This window comes from Psychrobacter sp. AOP7-B1-25, assembly GCF_052376195.1.
Classification (GTDB): Bacteria; Pseudomonadota; Gammaproteobacteria; order Pseudomonadales; family Moraxellaceae; genus Psychrobacter.
In genome coordinates, this window is sequence record NZ_JBQSVK010000004.1 from 14,697 (window position 1) to 31,235 (window position 16,539).

General features: G+C 41.4%; 13 protein-coding genes and 1 pseudogene. 5 read left to right on the top strand and 9 right to left on the bottom strand.

The features are described from left to right. Window positions 1-100 precede the first annotated feature (100 nt). The gene (locus ACT3QR_RS05385) at window positions 101-1,006 is read right to left on the bottom strand and encodes a LysR family transcriptional regulator (RefSeq protein ID WP_444520364.1); all 906 of its coding nucleotides are present in this window, start codon (window positions 1,004-1,006) and stop codon (window positions 101-103) included. A gap of 245 nt (window positions 1,007-1,251) precedes the next feature. Here ACT3QR_RS05385 and ACT3QR_RS05390 point away from each other — a divergent pair, with 245 nt between their 5' ends. The 3 genes from ACT3QR_RS05390 to ACT3QR_RS05400 all read left to right on the top strand — a co-directional run bounded on the left by ACT3QR_RS05390 (window position 1,252) and on the right by ACT3QR_RS05400 (window position 6,721). Further along, on the top strand, window positions 1,252-2,958 hold the full coding sequence (locus tag ACT3QR_RS05390) for an L-lactate permease (protein WP_444520365.1): 1,707 nt from the start codon (window positions 1,252-1,254) through the stop codon (window positions 2,956-2,958). A 34-nt stretch (window positions 2,959-2,992) separates the two neighbouring features. Further along, complete coding sequence (gene dld, locus ACT3QR_RS05395) at window positions 2,993-4,744, top strand: D-lactate dehydrogenase (protein WP_444520366.1); 1,752 nt, start codon at window positions 2,993-2,995, stop codon at window positions 4,742-4,744. A gap of 294 nt (window positions 4,745-5,038) precedes the next feature. Further along, window positions 5,039-6,721, top strand: coding sequence for an NAD-dependent malic enzyme (locus ACT3QR_RS05400; RefSeq protein WP_444520367.1), 1,683 nt, complete (start codon window positions 5,039-5,041; stop codon window positions 6,719-6,721). 222 nt (window positions 6,722-6,943) lie between these two features. On the opposite strand, the gene ACT3QR_RS05405 is transcribed toward ACT3QR_RS05400, so the two are convergent. Together ACT3QR_RS05405 and ACT3QR_RS05410 are read right to left on the bottom strand one after the other, a co-directional pair. Next, window positions 6,944-7,765, bottom strand: a complete 822-nt coding sequence (locus ACT3QR_RS05405; RefSeq protein WP_444520368.1) for an alpha/beta fold hydrolase — start codon at window positions 7,763-7,765, stop codon at window positions 6,944-6,946. A gap of 794 nt (window positions 7,766-8,559) precedes the next feature. Next, on the bottom strand, window positions 8,560-8,727 hold the full coding sequence (locus ACT3QR_RS05410) for a hypothetical protein (protein WP_444520369.1): 168 nt from the start codon (window positions 8,725-8,727) through the stop codon (window positions 8,560-8,562). Between the two features lie 68 nt (window positions 8,728-8,795). Here ACT3QR_RS05410 and ACT3QR_RS05415 point away from each other — a divergent pair, with 68 nt between their 5' ends. Then, entirely contained in the window at window positions 8,796-8,963 is a 168-nt protein-coding gene (locus ACT3QR_RS05415; protein ID WP_444520370.1) for a hypothetical protein, read from the top strand. A gap of 256 nt (window positions 8,964-9,219) precedes the next feature. After that, a pseudogene (locus ACT3QR_RS05420) lies at window positions 9,220-9,417 on the top strand (GMC oxidoreductase); the annotation flags it as partial. 157 nt (window positions 9,418-9,574) lie between these two features. On the opposite strand, the gene ACT3QR_RS05425 reads toward ACT3QR_RS05420, so the two are convergent. The 6 genes from ACT3QR_RS05425 to ACT3QR_RS05450 all read right to left on the bottom strand — a co-directional run bounded on the left by ACT3QR_RS05425 (window position 9,575) and on the right by ACT3QR_RS05450 (window position 16,382). Further along, window positions 9,575-11,311, bottom strand: a complete 1,737-nt coding sequence (locus ACT3QR_RS05425; RefSeq protein ID WP_444520371.1) for a BCCT family transporter — start codon at window positions 11,309-11,311, stop codon at window positions 9,575-9,577. A 42-nt stretch (window positions 11,312-11,353) separates the two neighbouring features. Beyond that, entirely contained in the window at window positions 11,354-12,841 is a 1,488-nt protein-coding gene (locus tag ACT3QR_RS05430) for an aldehyde dehydrogenase (RefSeq protein ID WP_444520372.1), read from the bottom strand. 61 nt (window positions 12,842-12,902) lie between these two features. Continuing rightward, entirely contained in the window at window positions 12,903-13,940 is a 1,038-nt protein-coding gene (locus tag ACT3QR_RS05435; protein ID WP_444520373.1) for an LLM class flavin-dependent oxidoreductase, read from the bottom strand. A 42-nt stretch (window positions 13,941-13,982) separates the two neighbouring features. Beyond that, a complete protein-coding gene (locus ACT3QR_RS05440) occupies window positions 13,983-14,894 on the bottom strand; it encodes a flavin reductase (protein ID WP_444520374.1) in 912 nt (303 codons plus the stop codon). 35 nt (window positions 14,895-14,929) lie between these two features. Next, window positions 14,930-15,766: an alpha/beta fold hydrolase gene (locus tag ACT3QR_RS05445; RefSeq protein WP_444520375.1), complete on the bottom strand. Its 837-nt coding sequence runs from the start codon at window positions 15,764-15,766 to the stop codon at window positions 14,930-14,932. Window positions 15,767-15,779: 13 nt separating this feature from the next. Beyond that, entirely contained in the window at window positions 15,780-16,382 is a 603-nt protein-coding gene (locus tag ACT3QR_RS05450) for an amino acid synthesis family protein (RefSeq protein ID WP_444520376.1), read from the bottom strand. Window positions 16,383-16,539: the final 157 nt, after the last annotated feature.

The following is a 16,539-nucleotide window of genomic DNA, read 5'->3' on the forward strand; positions in this document are numbered from 1 at the left end:
AACTTTCTGTTTTAGTTAAAGCGACATCAATATAGACGACTATTACTATCGAACATTTTAATCCGTCTCTACTTATTCATGTTAAAAACAGACTTGTTACTTAGCAGTAGTAAGTCTGTTTTTGGTGTAATGATTCTCGTAGATGCTCGACAAGCAACTTCAACCTTTGATCTGGTTGCCTTGCTTTGGGGTAAACCGCATACATTCCCATTTTCTTTCGTGTAAAGCGTTGCAAAATCTGGGTGAGCGTATTTTTCTGTAGTTCTTCATAAACAAGTGCTTTTGGTAAAAAGGCGATACCTAGGTCGCTAAGCGTGGCTTGCTTAATCGCATTAAGATGGTTGCTATGAAACCGACCCTGTACTGTAATTAATTGCTCTGTACCATCTATGTATAGTGGCCATATACCATTAGATAAATTATCAAACTTATAGACCAAACACTCATGGCTCTGTAGTTGGTCGGGGGTATGAAGTGTACCGTGTCGCTCTAAATAGTCTGGCGTTGCACATATGATCCAATGGCTATCTATAAGGCGTCTGGCAATGAGTGAGGAGTCTTCAAGCTCTGCTGTTCTTATGGCCAAATCAAACCCTTCTTCTATCAAATCAACCAGTCGATTGGTAATGTATAAATCCACCGATATTTCTGAATGCTTTTTGCAAAATTCAGTAATAGACTCACTTAATACCAAATTAGCGGAGACCGCTGGCATGGTGACACGTATGTTGCCTTTCATATTTTCACCATAGCCTGTGATGGCATTTTCAGCTTCTTGAAAAGCAAGTTCAACAATCTTAGCTTTGTTATAAAGCGTCCTTCCTGCATCGGTTAAGCTTAATTTTCTGGTTGTTCTATAAAGTAGCTGTGCATTTAGGCTTTCTTCTAGTCTTGCTATACGTTTACTCACTACTGAGTTGGTTAATGATAGTTTTTCAGCGACTCTCGAAAACGACCCTTCCTCAACAACCTGAACGAATAAGACCATATCGTCAGCTTTAGTCATACTTGTTCCCCAATTGGCGCAATACATTTTTGATTATAGCAAAAAAAGAAAATAACATTATCCTTTGATGCAATATACCAATGTATTGACACAGCGTAGAATATTTTAGGAAATTTCGAGCATTTGGCCTTGCCACTGGTAAAGATTGTTTTCGACTTCATCTGATACACAGCATAAAGTCACAAGATAAATGCTTAGATAGTTAGTACTCAAGGAAGACTAAACAATAAAAAAGGATTATGATTTTGAATCAAACAATATATGGACTACTGGCACTACTGCCAATCGTTCTCTGTGGTATTTTTTTGATAGGCTTGCAATGGTCAGCCAAAAAAACCATGCCAATTATCTTGGCTGTTACAGCCACTCTTGCTCTTTTCGTATGGGATATGACGCTCACCCGAGTGTCTTCATCGATCATTCAAGGAACGATCATCACCGTCTCAGTATTGTGGATCGTTTTTGGCGCTATTTTCTTACTGAATACCTTAAAACACACGGGCGCTATTGCCGCTATTCGATCGGGCTTTACCAATGTATCGCCAGATAGACGTGTACAAGCCATTATTATTGCATGGTGCTTTGGCTGCTTCCTTGAGGGTGCCGCAGGTTTTGGTACAGCCGCTGCTATTGCTGCACCTTTACTGGTAGCAATAGGCTTTCCTGCGCTAGGTGCCGTGCTAATGGGAATGATGATACAAAGTACACCTGTATCGTTTGGTGCGGTCGGAACACCTATTGTGATAGGCGTAAACAAAGGTTTGGATACAGCTGCTATCAGCACTCAGCTGGCTCAGCAAGGGCTAGAGTGGGGTGACTTTTTACAACTGATTACTAGTCAAGTGGCTATTCTTCACGGTGTCATTGGTACGTTTATGCCACTCTTTATGGTAATGATGCTGACTCGATTTTTTGGTAAAAACAAAAGCTGGAAGGAAGGCTTTGAGATTTGGCCGTTTGCTATTTTTGCAGGTTTGGCATTTACGCTTCCTTATACTTTAACTGGTATCTTTTTAGGACCAGAGTTTCCATCACTGGTCGGTGGTTTGGTTAGTGTCGCCATCGTTGCTAATGCGGCAAAACGTGGATTCTTAGTTCCAAAAACCACATGGGATTTTGAACCGCAAAAAAACTGGCCAAGTGAATGGCTTGGTAAGTTAGTCGTTAGTAAAGAAGATTTGACGCCGAATGAAGATGGCAAGAAAATGTCTATTTTCATGGCATGGTTCCCTTACTTACTAGTTGCGCTGTTGTTGGTTTTTTCAAGAGTGTTTGCGGGCTTCAAAGATTTTCTTAATAGTGTGACGTTAGACTTTACATCAGTATTGGGCGAAGCGGATATTAGCGCTGGTTTTAGTCCTTTATATTTACCTGGTGGATTGTTGTTAATCAGTGCTTTGGTTGCTGCTTTTTTCCAAACCAAAAAGCCAGGTAGTGCACTAAATAGTGCGCTCAAAGAGTCAAGCAAGACTGTATTGAGTGCTGGTTTTGTTCTTATCTTTACGATCCCAATGGTCAGGATTTTTATCAATTCAGGCGTCAATCTATCAGATGTGGCAAGTATGCCAGTTGCGAGTGCAGAATTATTTGCAGGTACTTTTGGTAATGTTTTCCCCTTAATTAGTGCAACGATTGGAGCACTTGGGGCCTTCATCGCAGGTTCTAATACCGTTTCTAATATGATGTTTAGCCAATTTCAGTATGAAGCCGCAATTAGCTTGCGTATTTCACCTTCTATAATCATAGCAGCACAAGCCGTTGGTGCAGCAGCTGGTAATATGATTGCGATACATAATGTGGTGGCGGCTTCAGCAACCGTAGGTTTGCTTGGTATGGAAGGCGCGACCCTCAGGCGCACGATTCTACCTACTTTATACTATGTATTATTCTGCGGAATAATCGTTATGGCTGTCATTTACATTTTCGGTTTTCAAGGTCCTTTAGCACCATAAGGTACATGTAACCCCCCAAGATAAAGAGATTGATATGCATTCATCAAACCTTTTCTCATCAAATATGCCTTCTCAAGACATCATTAGCCCCGATCAAGTGTTAGACAAACTAACGAATGTATTAGGTGCTAGTAATGTACAGGCAGATCCAGAGAAAAACGAGCACTATAGAATGGGGTGGCGTTCTGGCGGCGGAACTGCATTGGCTGTTTTGTTTCCGCAAACATTACTGGATATTTGGCGCAGTCTAGAAGTGTGTGTTGAAGGCAATTGCATCATTATTATGCAAGCAGCAAAAACAGGACTAACAGAAGGCTCGACGCCAAGCGGTAATGACTATGATAGACCTGTGGTCGTTATTAATACCCTTGCCATAGACCAGTTGTACTTGGTCAACAATAATGAGCAGGTAATTAGCTTACCTGGAGCGACTTTGCACCAACTACAAAGTCAGCTTAATACGGTCAATCGAGCCCCTCACTCAGTCATTGGTTCATCGACTTTAGGGGCGTCTATCATTGGTGGGGTTTCTAATAACTCAGGAGGGGCCTTGGTTAAAAGAGGCCCTGCTTATACTGAGCTTGCTTTGTTTGCACAAATAAACGAACAAGGTCAGCTGGTGTTGGTGAATCACCTAGACGTAGAGTTAGGTGACACGCCAGAAGCAATACTGACGAACTTGCAGAATGGGGATTTTGATAAAAATAAATTACCTGACAGTGGCAAGATGGCATCAGACAAAGAGTATATCGCTAGAGTAAAAGATGTTGATGCAAGCACGCCTAGTCGCTTTAATGCGGATAAGCGGAGACTATATGAAGCCAGTGGTTGTGCAGGTAAGCTTGCTGTATTTGCAGTACGGCTTGATACCTACCCAACGGCTGTAAAAGAGCAGGCTTTTTATATAGGTAGCAACAGTGTGAGCGAGCTTGCACAGTTGAGAAGGCAGGTACTATCAACTTTCAAAAACATTCCTGAAGTGGGTGAGTATATGCACCGTGATATATTCGATGTATCTGCCAAATACGGCAAAGACACTTTCTTGAGTATCAAGCATTTAGGGACAGATGCCTTACCACGCTTGTTTGCTATTAAGGGCGCGATTGATGCAAAATTTAGTAAATGGTCGTGGATGCCCAAGCACTTTACCGATAAAGTTATGCAGTTTGTAGGTAATATATTTCCAAAGCATTTGCCTGAGCGAATGATAGAATATCGTGATAAATACGAACATCACCTCATCTTAAAAATGAGTGATGACGGTATCGAAGAGGCGCAAGCATTTTTGAAATCGTTTTTTGCGACCTCAGAAACAGGCGCTTATTTTGAATGCGATAAAAAAGAGTCAGAAAGCGCCTTCTTGAATCGTTTTGCTGCAGCAGGTGCCGCGATACGATATGAAGTCATACACGAAAAAGAAGTCGGTGAGATTTTAGCGCTTGATATCGCTATACCACGTAACGAGTTAGAGTGGCTAGAAAACTTACCCGAAGAAATTGAACAGCATTTGGACAAGAAACTCTATTACGGACATTTCTTTTGTTATGTGTTCCATCAAGACTATATCTTGAAAAAAGGTAGTGATGCAAAGCATGTCAAAAAAATGATGTTGAAGCTTTTAAATGAGCGAGGGGCAAAATATCCTGCTGAGCATAATGTCGGTCATTTATATGAAGCTGAACCCGATTTACAGAACTTTTATAAAAGCTTAGACCCAACCAACAGCTTTAACCCTGGTATTGGGAAAATGTCTAAAACCAAACGCAATTGCTCGTGTTGTTTGTAAATGACCGTTAAAACTAGTATTGGGCGGATTTTTTATGAGTTGCTAAGTAACTAAATAGTTCAGTATTTTTTATAATAAATGCTCATTAACACCCAAAAGCACTGCCGATTGGTAGTGCTTTTTTATTATTTCTTGGTGAATGTATCAGTAGCCTCGAGTTCAGAAGCACATTTATTCAAAAGGATTTTGTTATCTATTGTTAAATACCAGTCGATGCTATGTATAATGCAGCACTAGCATAGCTTTCACTCAGTATGACCCTTACTCATAGGCCTTTAATAAGAAGATTACATTATGTCAAACAAGCGTCCTTTATATATTCCTGTTGCTGGACCCGCTCTTTTAGAAACTCCTTTACTGAATAAAGGCAGTGCTTTCTCATCAGAAGAACGTAGTAGCTTTAATTTAACTGGATTATTACCTCATAACATTGAGACGATTGAAGAGCAATCATTACGTGCTTATCATCAGCTGAGCTCATTCACTGACGCTATGGATAAGCATATTTATTTGCGTAATATACAAGATACTAATGAAACCTTATTTTATCATCTAATTGAGCAGCATATTGAGGAAGTGATGCCGCTCATTTATACCCCAACTGTTGGTCAGGCGTGTGAAAAATTCTCGCAAATTTATCGCCGTAAACGGGGTTTGTTTATCTCATATCCTGAGCGTCATAAAATCGATGATATGCTGCAAAATGCCACCAAACAAAATGTCAAAGTGATCGTTGTTACTGACGGTGAACGTATCCTAGGTCTAGGAGATCAGGGTATTGGTGGTATGGGCATTCCAATCGGTAAATTGTCTTTGTACACGGCTTGTGGTGGTATTAGCCCTGCTTATTGCCTACCAATTTTGCTGGATGTCGGTACCAACAACCAACAGCTACTCGATGATCCGATGTATATGGGCTGGAGAAATCCGCGCATCTCTGGCGATGAATATAATGAATTTGTCGATTTGTTCATTCAAGCCGTTAAACGCCGTTGGCCAGAAGTGTTATTGCAATTTGAAGATTTTGCTCAAGAAAACGCCACACCGCTATTGAACAGATATCGTGACCAATTATGTTGCTTCAATGATGATATTCAAGGCACTGCTGCTGTTTCGGTCGGTACCTTGATTGCCGCGTGCTTAAATAAAGGTCAAAAACTCAGTCAACAGAATATCGCATTTTTAGGCGCAGGATCAGCGGGTTGCGGTATTGCTGAGCATATTATTCGCCAAATGCAGCGTGAAGGATTGACTGAAGAGCAAGCTCGTAGTCAAGTATTCATGGTTGATCGCTATGGCTTATTGACAGATGGCATGACAGAACTGCAAACATTCCAAGAACCGCTAGTACAAAAGGAATCAACTATTGCAAGCTGGGATAAAAGTAAGAAACTTGGCTTAGCGCAAGTGGTTAAACAAGCAAAAATCACCGTATTGTTTGGTGTTAGTGGACAAAAAGGGCTGTTTACCCAAGAAGTAATCGAATCGTTGTGCGTGAACACTGAACACCCAATTGTATTACCACTTTCAAATCCAACCTCTCGTGTAGAAGCAACGCCGCAAGAAGTGACTAATTGGAGCAAGGGTAAAGCAATCATTGCGACGGGTAGCCCGTTTCCTAACACTACTTTTAACGGTCAATCCTTTGAGGTTTCTCAGTGTAATAACAGCTATATTTTCCCTGGTATTGGTCTAGGTGTTTTAGCAGCACGAGCGACTGGTATCAGCGATAATATGCTAATGGCAGCAAGCCAAGCACTTGCAGATATATCAATGGAATATGAAAAAGTGCCTGGTGCCATTCTACCTTCTATCAACTTTATCAGAGAGATTAGTGAAAAAATAGCGTATGCTGTGGCATTGCAAGCGGCTCAAGATAAGCTGGCGCTACCTATCACAGCGGAAAACTTACAACGCCGATTAAAAGCAAATTTTTGGTTACCTGAATATCGTAACTATCGTCGCACTTCGTTCTAGGTCGTACATTAGATATAAAAATTCTGAGTATCAAGTATATTAACCAAGTAACGTACTAAATAAAAAAAGGTTGCCGACACTATATTGTATAGTGCTGGCAACCTTTGTTGTTTCTAACAAAACCAATTAGTTTATCAAGATTACTTCTAGTATTACTTCAGCGTAGCTCAAGCTTGCTATTCAGAATAATGGCATGCTATGCGTCTCAATACTATTTTTACTTTAGCTTAGAAACTGATTGATATGCTCACTAATTTCATCAGGTTTCTCGTCAATTAACCAATGAGCGACATCTTTGATCCAGACAAGCTTTGCGTTTGGAATAGCTTCTTCTAGCTTTGGTGCATATTCCGGTTTCTGGAAAGGGTCTTGATCACCCCACATAATCAATGTCTGATGTGGAAGGTTATTAAGTTCGTCAGTAATGGCTTGAGTATATTCCTTATTCAACCGTCTAAGGTTGCGAAAAAAAGCATGTTTACCATTTTCAGTTGACCAAGGCTCAAGATACATTTCAATAAGCTCATCCGTCATGACACTCTTATCATATACACCTTTTGGTAAGAAGCCTCGCATCATACTTAAAAAGTCCTCTAGACTCATCTCCGACTCAGCACCAGGTTCCTGTAGCGGCTCAAAATCTGGGATAGGCCATGAATCAAAGCAAATGCTATCTATCAAAGTCAATTTACTAACTTTCTCTGGATAATTAACTGCTATTAGCTGGGCAACACCGCCACCAATATCATGTCCAACAATATCTGCTTGCCGCGCACCTAGGGCGTCCATTAACTTTACAATCATATTACTTTGGGCATTAATAGACACATCTGCGCTCTCTGGTTTTTCAGATTTTCCATAATTGAGAAGGTCGGGAGCGATGACCCGATGTGTTTTTGCAAGTTGTGGAATAATATTTCGCCACATGAGACTATTAGTCGGAATCCCATGCAGCAGGATTACTGGACTACCTGAACCTTGTTCCAAAAATGCAATTTTATGGCCATCAATGTATGTATAATTTTCTGTTATTTGAGTACTCATAGTATCCTCCTAAGAGACAATATTAATAATTATGAAATCATTCTATGAAAAAGGGAGACAGTTTTTTGGCTAAGATAAGCCAACAATTGACCCTAACGTTATAATAATATTGTGTTGTGAGAAGTTCGTCAGGCAACATCCTTAGAGTTAGATAAGCTAACTTGACGAAAGTGATATTAATCATACACCAATAGGAAAAAGATTATGGTCTTGGCCGTTATAGGTTTGTATCTCAGCCGTTGGTCGTTTGTTGAAGGGTTTACGAGACCTATAAGGTTAAAGGTTTTTACTTTGTCGCGTTGAAAGGTTTTTTTACATTGGTAGATTAAATCTGCTTTCTCTGTTTGGTAGAGGTTGGGATTTGAAGTTGCTTATATCGATAAAAAGTATGTTGAGCAGTTCTATTGTTCAGCACTTATGTTGGTTGCTAGTAAAACAACGCTTTTGATTTCTTCGGCTAACTTTTGAGAATTAGTCAGGTCTTAAGGTCAAAGTAAGACAATGATATATGCACTGATCAATATGCCTTAACAGCCACACCTACTACTCTCACTGGCAGGGTTGTACATTATTTTAACTGTTTGAGTAAATTCTCTGTGGCGTATCTCATAATTTATGGTACAGCTGTCTGAAACCACATTTAACGCTGTGCCATCTTGGATGTTTGCCAACATGAATCGCATTGCGGTAATTGGGTGCCATAGAAGAATGACCATTCTCTCCACTACAACGCGCTTGATAAACTGCCTTGCCTTTATGTCCTAATGCTATTTGCATAGAAGTCGGTTCACCAATCACGCAAAACTTAGTGTCTTAATCAAATCTGGTAACTTAGGTAAGATATTTCTAACGCCCAAGCAGCCAATCTCTTCATCGGAAGACAAACATACATGCAGCGGGATAGACAATTTCTGCTGACTGGCTTGGCATATTGTTTCACTCATTAGGCCTAACAAAGTCATTTTCTAATGGCACCTTAACATTCAAGGATGATCTATTCGACAACGTCAATGAAGCAGAACAAAACTATTTGGCGCCTTTGGATGGGGCAGATAAATACGTTGAAGACAATGGTCTAGATTTACCTGAATATCCAGAAGTACGAGCGTTTTTAGAGTTACCTGAACCTATTAGCGACCCAACTTTATCAATAGACTTTAGTGAAAATAACATCACTAGCGTTGGCCACTGGTTTTAAGTATGACTACAGCTGGTTAGAAGTTGATGTACTGGACGATGTCGGTCGCCCACTGCATACCGAGGTGTCACGTCAGCAACTGGTATTTATTTCGTTGGCCTACCTTTCTTATCAGGGCAGGGATCGGCCTTTATTTGGGGGGGGAGCATGATGCTAGACGTATTGCTATCAAGAAAAAGTATCACGAGTGCGGTTAGTGACACAACACATGCTAATACACGAAATTTCTATAGCCCCAACAAACGAAACCGTCATTGCATATCACCCAATCGGCACTTGTAGAATGGGTAGCGATGATGAGGCGGTCGTTGACCCTCAATTGAGAGTAAAAGGCGTTGAGGGACTGCGTGTTGTTGATGCTTCCGTAATGCCTTCTTTGATGAATGGTAATACGAATGCGCCGACGATTATGATTGCAGATAGAGCAGCCGATATGATTCTTAATCAGGCGTAGCTTGCATAAAAAAATCACCCTAACTTGAATAGCTAGGGTGATTTTTTGTCTATGTAGTGATATAAGTTAATTTTATTTATTATAGAGAAATATCCTATGAAACACTAGCCCAATTACAAAGGTTCTGACACAAGTGATACTTATACATACACATCAATCACTTTTCTCTTTTTCGTACGCCATCTAAAATAAGAGCCTTCAGCAAACTGACTGCCATCAAAATAATGATGAGTGAAAAGGGTATTGCAGCAATAATCATAGCCGAGGTAATAGCACTCAATCCACCAGCTAATAACAGTGCTGCAATAACGGAAGCCAGAGCAAGTCCCCATACGACAATGTGTTTTTGACCATTTTCAACTGTGACCTCACCACCAGCGTTGAGCATATTGACAACTAGCAGCGCAGAGTCGGCAGAAGTAACCAAATAGGTTAATAGCAATAAAACCACCATAGCTGATAATATTTTTGCCATCATTGGCTCTAACATGAAACCAATAATTTCGAATAGCTGAGCGGTTAACCCTGACTCAAATATTTTACCACCAGCAATACCACTTAACTCTAAATCGATGCCAGTACCACCAATGAAAGAGAACCAGACAAACAGTGTCAGACTAGGCGCTACGATACCAATCAATCCAAATTCACGAATGGTACGGTTTTTGGAAATACGTGCTAAAAACATACCAACGAATGGTGCAAAAGCAATCCACCACGCCCAGTAAAAAATAGACCAACTGGTTTGCCAGCTGCCCAGTTCGGTATTGGGATCCCAGACCGTGAAGACCATTGCAGGTAAGTGTACGACGTAGGTAAAGATCCCTTTGCCCAGCATTTCTAGGGCAAACATAGAGGCCCCAAAAATCAAGAAAAAACCTAAAAGGGAAAACGACAATACCATATTAATATTACTTAGCCACTTGACGCCCCGTCCAACACCTGACAAAGCAGAAATCATCGCTAGGCACATGACCACAAACAACGATAGTAATAATGCTCCGGTGGTGGGCTCAGGGTTATTAGTATTGGTCACCAACCAAGTAATACCAGTAATACTGTATAGCCCAGAAGCAAATGAGCTTAAGCCAATACCAATCGTTTGTGCAATACCAAATATCGTAGCGATTACGGCAGATATATCAATGATATGACCCAATAACCCTTCTAAGTGTCTACCAAACAAAGGTGATAGTGCTGAGCGCATAGTTAATGGTAATCCACGAGAATAACTAAAGTACGCCAAACAAATACCGACTAGGCAATAAGTTGCCCAAGCACTGATACCCCAGTGGAGAAAGGAGTAGCGAAAGGCCGCGTCTAGCGCTGTTTCAGTTTTGGGTAATACCACACCATCGATAGCAGTTAAAGTACTGGCTGCCACTTGGTCTTGATAAAAACTGAATACATCAGCACCTTGAGGCAGTTTCAGGCCGTTAGCATTCAACGCTGACATTATGATTTCTTTTGACATAATAGTGTCAGGGTTGTTTGCCAAATGCCAGATAGGTTCGGCAGCACTATAAGTCAGTACACCAATCCCAATACCTGCCCCAAAAATCATAGAAAACCATGAAAAGTTTGAAAATTCAGGTTTTCCACTAGGATCGGAGCCAAGTTTGGTGCGTCCAAAAGATGGCCATAAGATAGCAGTAAGACAAACCAATATATAAAATGCGACAGAATAGGTATAGTAGCTATTCAGATTAGTATAAGACCAGTTTTTCATATTATCTAAGATCGCACCAGAACGATCGATGTCACTTAAGATCCAGATAACCACTATTGTCACCAAAATCTTCGAAGTTATAGTGACAATACGATTGAAACCCTTATAAAAACCCTTGTCATGGGTTTTTATATTGAGCTCTGTCAATGGGGGGCGAATAGGCATAGTTTCTTCCTTAAAACTAATGTAGTAAGTTACATCGAGTGGTTACCTCATGACAAAAGGATTAGCCATCGGCTCCGCTGAGATATTGATCCATGTCGTTTTTGTACGTGTATATTGAAGTACAGATTCACTACCTGCTTCACGGCCATAACCTGATTGATTGTAGCCACCGAAGGGTGCGGTAGGAGAGATAGCTCGATAGGTATTTACCCAGCAAATACCTGAGCGAATTTGTTGTGAGACACGGTGCGCTCTGGCCAAATTTTGAGTGAAGACACCAGACCCTAAGCCATAGACACTATCATTTGCCATAGCAATAGCTTCGTCTTCAGTGTCGAAAGCAGCTAAAGACATGACAGGGCCAAACATCTCCACACTTTGTGTTTCAATATCAGTATTAGGACATTCTACTAAGGTAGGCGTAAAGTAATTGCCGCTAGCTAAAGCAGAATCAGTAGGCGGCTGGCCACCGAAACGAATAGTCGCGCCTTGTGAAACTGCCTTCTCAAGCGTATCTTTTATACGATCGACTTGAGCCTTAGTGCATAAAGGGCCTACGTGTGTACTGGTATCAAGAGGATTGCCGATAACAATATTTTTTGCTTTTTCTTCTACACGTTTGATAATTTCAGGCAAGATAGAACGGTGAATAAAACCACGAGATCCTGCCACACAGGATTGACCAGAAGCGCCAAAATTACCAGCAATTAGACCATTGGCTGCACTTTCTAAGTCCGCATCTTCAAAGACGATGATGGGTGACTTACCGCCCAACTCTAGGCTCGTTACCGCAAAGCTATTGGCAGAGTTTCTGACTACGTGCCTCGCTGCATCAGGCCCACCAGTAAATGCAATTTTGTCTACATCAGGGTGACTGGTCAATGGAATAGCGCAGTTTTCAGCGTCCCCTGTAATGATAGATACAACACCTTTAGGGAAGCCTGCTTGTTCTACTAATTCAGCAAAAGCAAACATAGGGCAGGGTGCTATCTCGGAAGCTTTTAAAATAATAGTACAGCCTGCTGCTAATGCTGGACCTAGCTTAGTCGCTGTTAAAAACATTTGCGCATTCCATGGCACAACAGCAGCGACTACGCCAATAGGTTCACGTGTAGTAAAAACGTGCATGTCTGATTTATCAATTGGCAGTGTAGCTCCTTCTACTTTGTCAGCAAGTCCTGCAAAGTAACGATAATAGTCGCTGACATAACGTGTTTGAGCCACAGTTTCATGAGCCAGTTTGCCACTATCCGTTGTTTCAATTTTCCCTAGTGTTTCGGCATTTTGCTCAATCAGATCTGCTAAGCGGTACAATAACTTACCGCGTTGGGTGGCAGTCATTTTTGCCCACTCAGGATTATTCAGTGCAGTCTTAGCACTATCGACAGCGCGTTCGACATCAGCAGGGCTAGCACAAGCAAATGTTGCCCATGCTTCATTCGTTGCGGGGTTATAGCTGTCTAGGACTTGGTTAGTGCTCCCTTCGCACCACTCGCCATTGATATAAAGCTTGTAATGAGGTTTAGCCATAGTGGTTCTCCAAATTTCTTATTGGGTTATCTGTTTATCATTTACTAGAAACTAAGTATGGTTATGCAAATGCTGGCATGACGTCATCAATAAAACGGCGCAAAGATGCCCGTTTCTGCTCAAAAGTCATACTAGAGTCAATCCAAAATGCAAACTCGTTGTAACCTAATTCTTCATATACTTTGAGTTTTTCAATGACCTGATCAGATGTACCAATAGGCATGTTTTCTAACATTTTTTCAGGAGCATACATGTCGATTTTTGCCATTTCTTCTTCGCTCAATGGCTCAAGCAGTCCTTGACGAATAGGACGTTCATTTTTGAACCATGCACCAAAATAGCAGTAGAAACGGCTGATACATTTAGCCGCTTCAGCAACGTCATTCGCATCACTACCAACGTAAGCATGTTGCAAAAGCATGATTTTCGGATTTTTACCTTCGCCATGCTCAGCTTTGGCGTTTTTGAAGGCTGTCATTAAATTTTGAATTTCTGCCATGCCTTGCCATAGCGGAGTGACTTGTACGTTGCAGCCATGCTCTACCGCAAAGTTGTGGCTGTGAGGGTCACGTGCCGCAATCCACATGGGTACGCCATTTTTTTGTAAAGGTTTTGGCGCTGAAGTGGTCGATGGGAATTGGGTATACTTGCCATCATGAGCGTAGTCACCTTTCCATAGTTGTTGTACTGCAGGAACCAGCTCACGCATGCGACCTCCTGCTTCCATTGCATCCATACCAGGCATCAAGCGCTCATACTCAAAATTATACGCACCGCGAGCAATTCCCAAATCCAATCTGCCGTTGGTGATAATGTCAGTCATGGCCGCTTCTCCAGCCAATTTAATCGGATGCCAAAACGGCGCAATCACCGTACCAGTACCTAGACGTACATTTTTGGTGTGATGGGATAGGTCGATCAGATTTAAAAATGGGTTTGGGGCGATGGTAAAATCCATACCATGGTGTTCGCCAGTCCAAATAGCATGCATGCCGCCTTGGTCGGCTATTTTTGCCAACTCAATGAAATCATCATGTAGCTGTTGATAGGTTTGTGACTCGTCGAGGCGTTCCATGTGTAAAAATAGTGAAAATTTCATGAGGCAAATCCTTTGCTGTGTATTTTTAATTAAATGTGAATTTTAGTGGACGTTACCGTGTTCTTCTTGACCAACATAGACGCCATAAAGGCCATTTTTACTTTCAGTTGCGTAGCGTGTCATCATCGAACTCATGGCTGGTGTAATAAAATGCTGTTCGGAAATACTATCGATTGAGATATATTCACCTAGCCCTTTAGGATTAGCCGATTGAGCGGTAGCTCTATAAAAAATGTAATTGGTATTTGTTTTAGTATTCTCATAAATAGAGAAGACAGCGCCCAACTGAGCGTCAATATTATTGTCTGCTAAAAACTGTTGGATCGTGCTAACGGCATTGGTATTGTCATCGGTAGTCGTACTAGGCAAGGTGGTTTTACCATCTTTTTGACTGAGTAGGACTTTTCCATTGTGCTCTATGATTACACCTACATTGACATGCTTTTCTTGGGTGCTGATTTCTGCAGCTTCACGCTCTAGTGCTAAGCTGAAATAACCTCCAGATGCGTAGCCTAAGCCATATCCTTCACGAGAGGAAAAATCAAGCACTTCACCAACCAAGAGGTGATGATCACCAGCATCGAGATTGCGGTCTGTTTTACAAGAAAAATGCGTCAAGGCACCTTCTATAATTGGATTGCCGTATTCATCTTTATGCCACTCTATTTGACTAAAACGGTCTTCTTTAGAACCTGCGAATATATTGGATATAGCTTGTTGATCTTCGCTGAGAATATTGACAGCAAAATACTCACAGTTAGCAAACACATCAAAACTGGACAACGATTTTGCTGGGCATACCAGTAGGAGCGGTGGATCAAGTGATACCGATGTAAAGGAATTAGCAGTAAAACCGACAGGTTTACCGTCATTAGACATGGCAGTTATGACAGTAACGCCAGTCATATAGCTGCCAAAGGCATTACGTAGAGTTTTAGGATCAAGTTGTTTCATGAGAACCTCTTTTTAAAAATAGGCATGCTTTTAGATTAAGCAAGCGTCATATTGTGTGAGTCACACTGAGTAAAAAATGTTGCCAATGCAGCGTTAACCGTATCCGAATGAGTCATTTGAGTCATATGACGTGCTTCAGGTACGATAACGGCATCAGCCTTGGGTAATATGCTTGCCATCGCCAATGACATTTCGGGCTTGGAGTTAACATCCAATTCGCCTGTTAGAAATAACGCAGGCACTGTGATAGCTCGTAAGTCAGCTTCTGCAATACCACGTAAATATGCAAACATTTGATAAGCTCGTGCATATCCCAAACGACTGCCATTATCTAACCATTTTTGACACAGCTTGGCTTCTGAGCGGTATTCAGGATTGCCATCAAACCATCTGGCTATTGGTTGATCAGTAACATTTTGATTGAGGTCATTTATCAGTGATTCAGCTCTAGCTTGTACATCTTGAGCCGCTTCATCTGGACGATTGTAAATTGCATTTAATGCAGCGATACCAAGTACTACTTTGGGAGAGGATACTGCAGTCTGTAAAGCCGTCATCGCACCTAATGAGTGACCGACAATGATGGCTGGTTGGCCCACAACGTTATTAATGAAGTTTGTTAGTACGTCAGAAAAGTCCTGTAGCGTGACTACTGGGCTCGATAATAAGTCGCTCTCTCCATGTCCTGGCATATCAATCGCATAACAGCGATAGTGTTCAGTAAATGCAGACAACTGCTGGTTCCAGCTCTCTGCTCGTAAGCCCACACCGTGAATAAAGACGATAGGAGTGGCTTTTTTATCAATGTTTCCGCCATTGTTATCACCATAGTGATAAGCGATTCCATCGGAGGTTTTACGTGACCACTTCATTAATATCTGCTCCTTATACGGCTGCTGGATTATCTAGATTGCGGCCCAAATCTTTTAAGTCTTGATAACGATCACCAATGCGATGATGCGGACGGCCACCAGTAGCACCTCCTAAGACGATGACTACTTCATCATCACGAGGGGCATCTGGAATAGCGAATTGAATGGTCAGATAATGTGAGCGTCGACCGACATCATCTTTATCCATCAACGGCACCATAATGGGGGAGTTTGCGCCGCCGCGCATGTTCGTAAACGATAAATAACTACTGGCAGATAAAGCTTCACGATAGAAGTTGCCAAAACGTAGTGTGTGAATCAGGCCTGAGGCGTGTTCGATTTCACCATCAAGTCCAACGACAGCCGCTTTGCCATACGCTTGTATTTTGTCTGCACCGCCAGCTAAAGCAATGATTTTATCGGTCATAAGCTTACCCAACACAGGACCAAATGCTTGAATCTCAGGTTTTAGGTCTTCGACATAACGTCCTGCCCATGGGTTAGTAATCACCGCCGCAACAGCAAACATTCGAAGCGGTGTATCAGCAGCTTTGAATCCTTCAATGAATGTTTCTTCTTCAAAAGTTACGATTTTTCTAATTTCTGGTTTTAGCATTATCTGTTCCCTACAGTGGTGAGTAATCTCTAACAATGTTGGTATACCATAATACGGTATTTAATTAATTGCTAGCTTTTTTTGAAAAAAAATATTATGGTATACCGTAATACTATATTAAAGAGTACTGTCTTCTTTGATTCACAGTCGTTATACT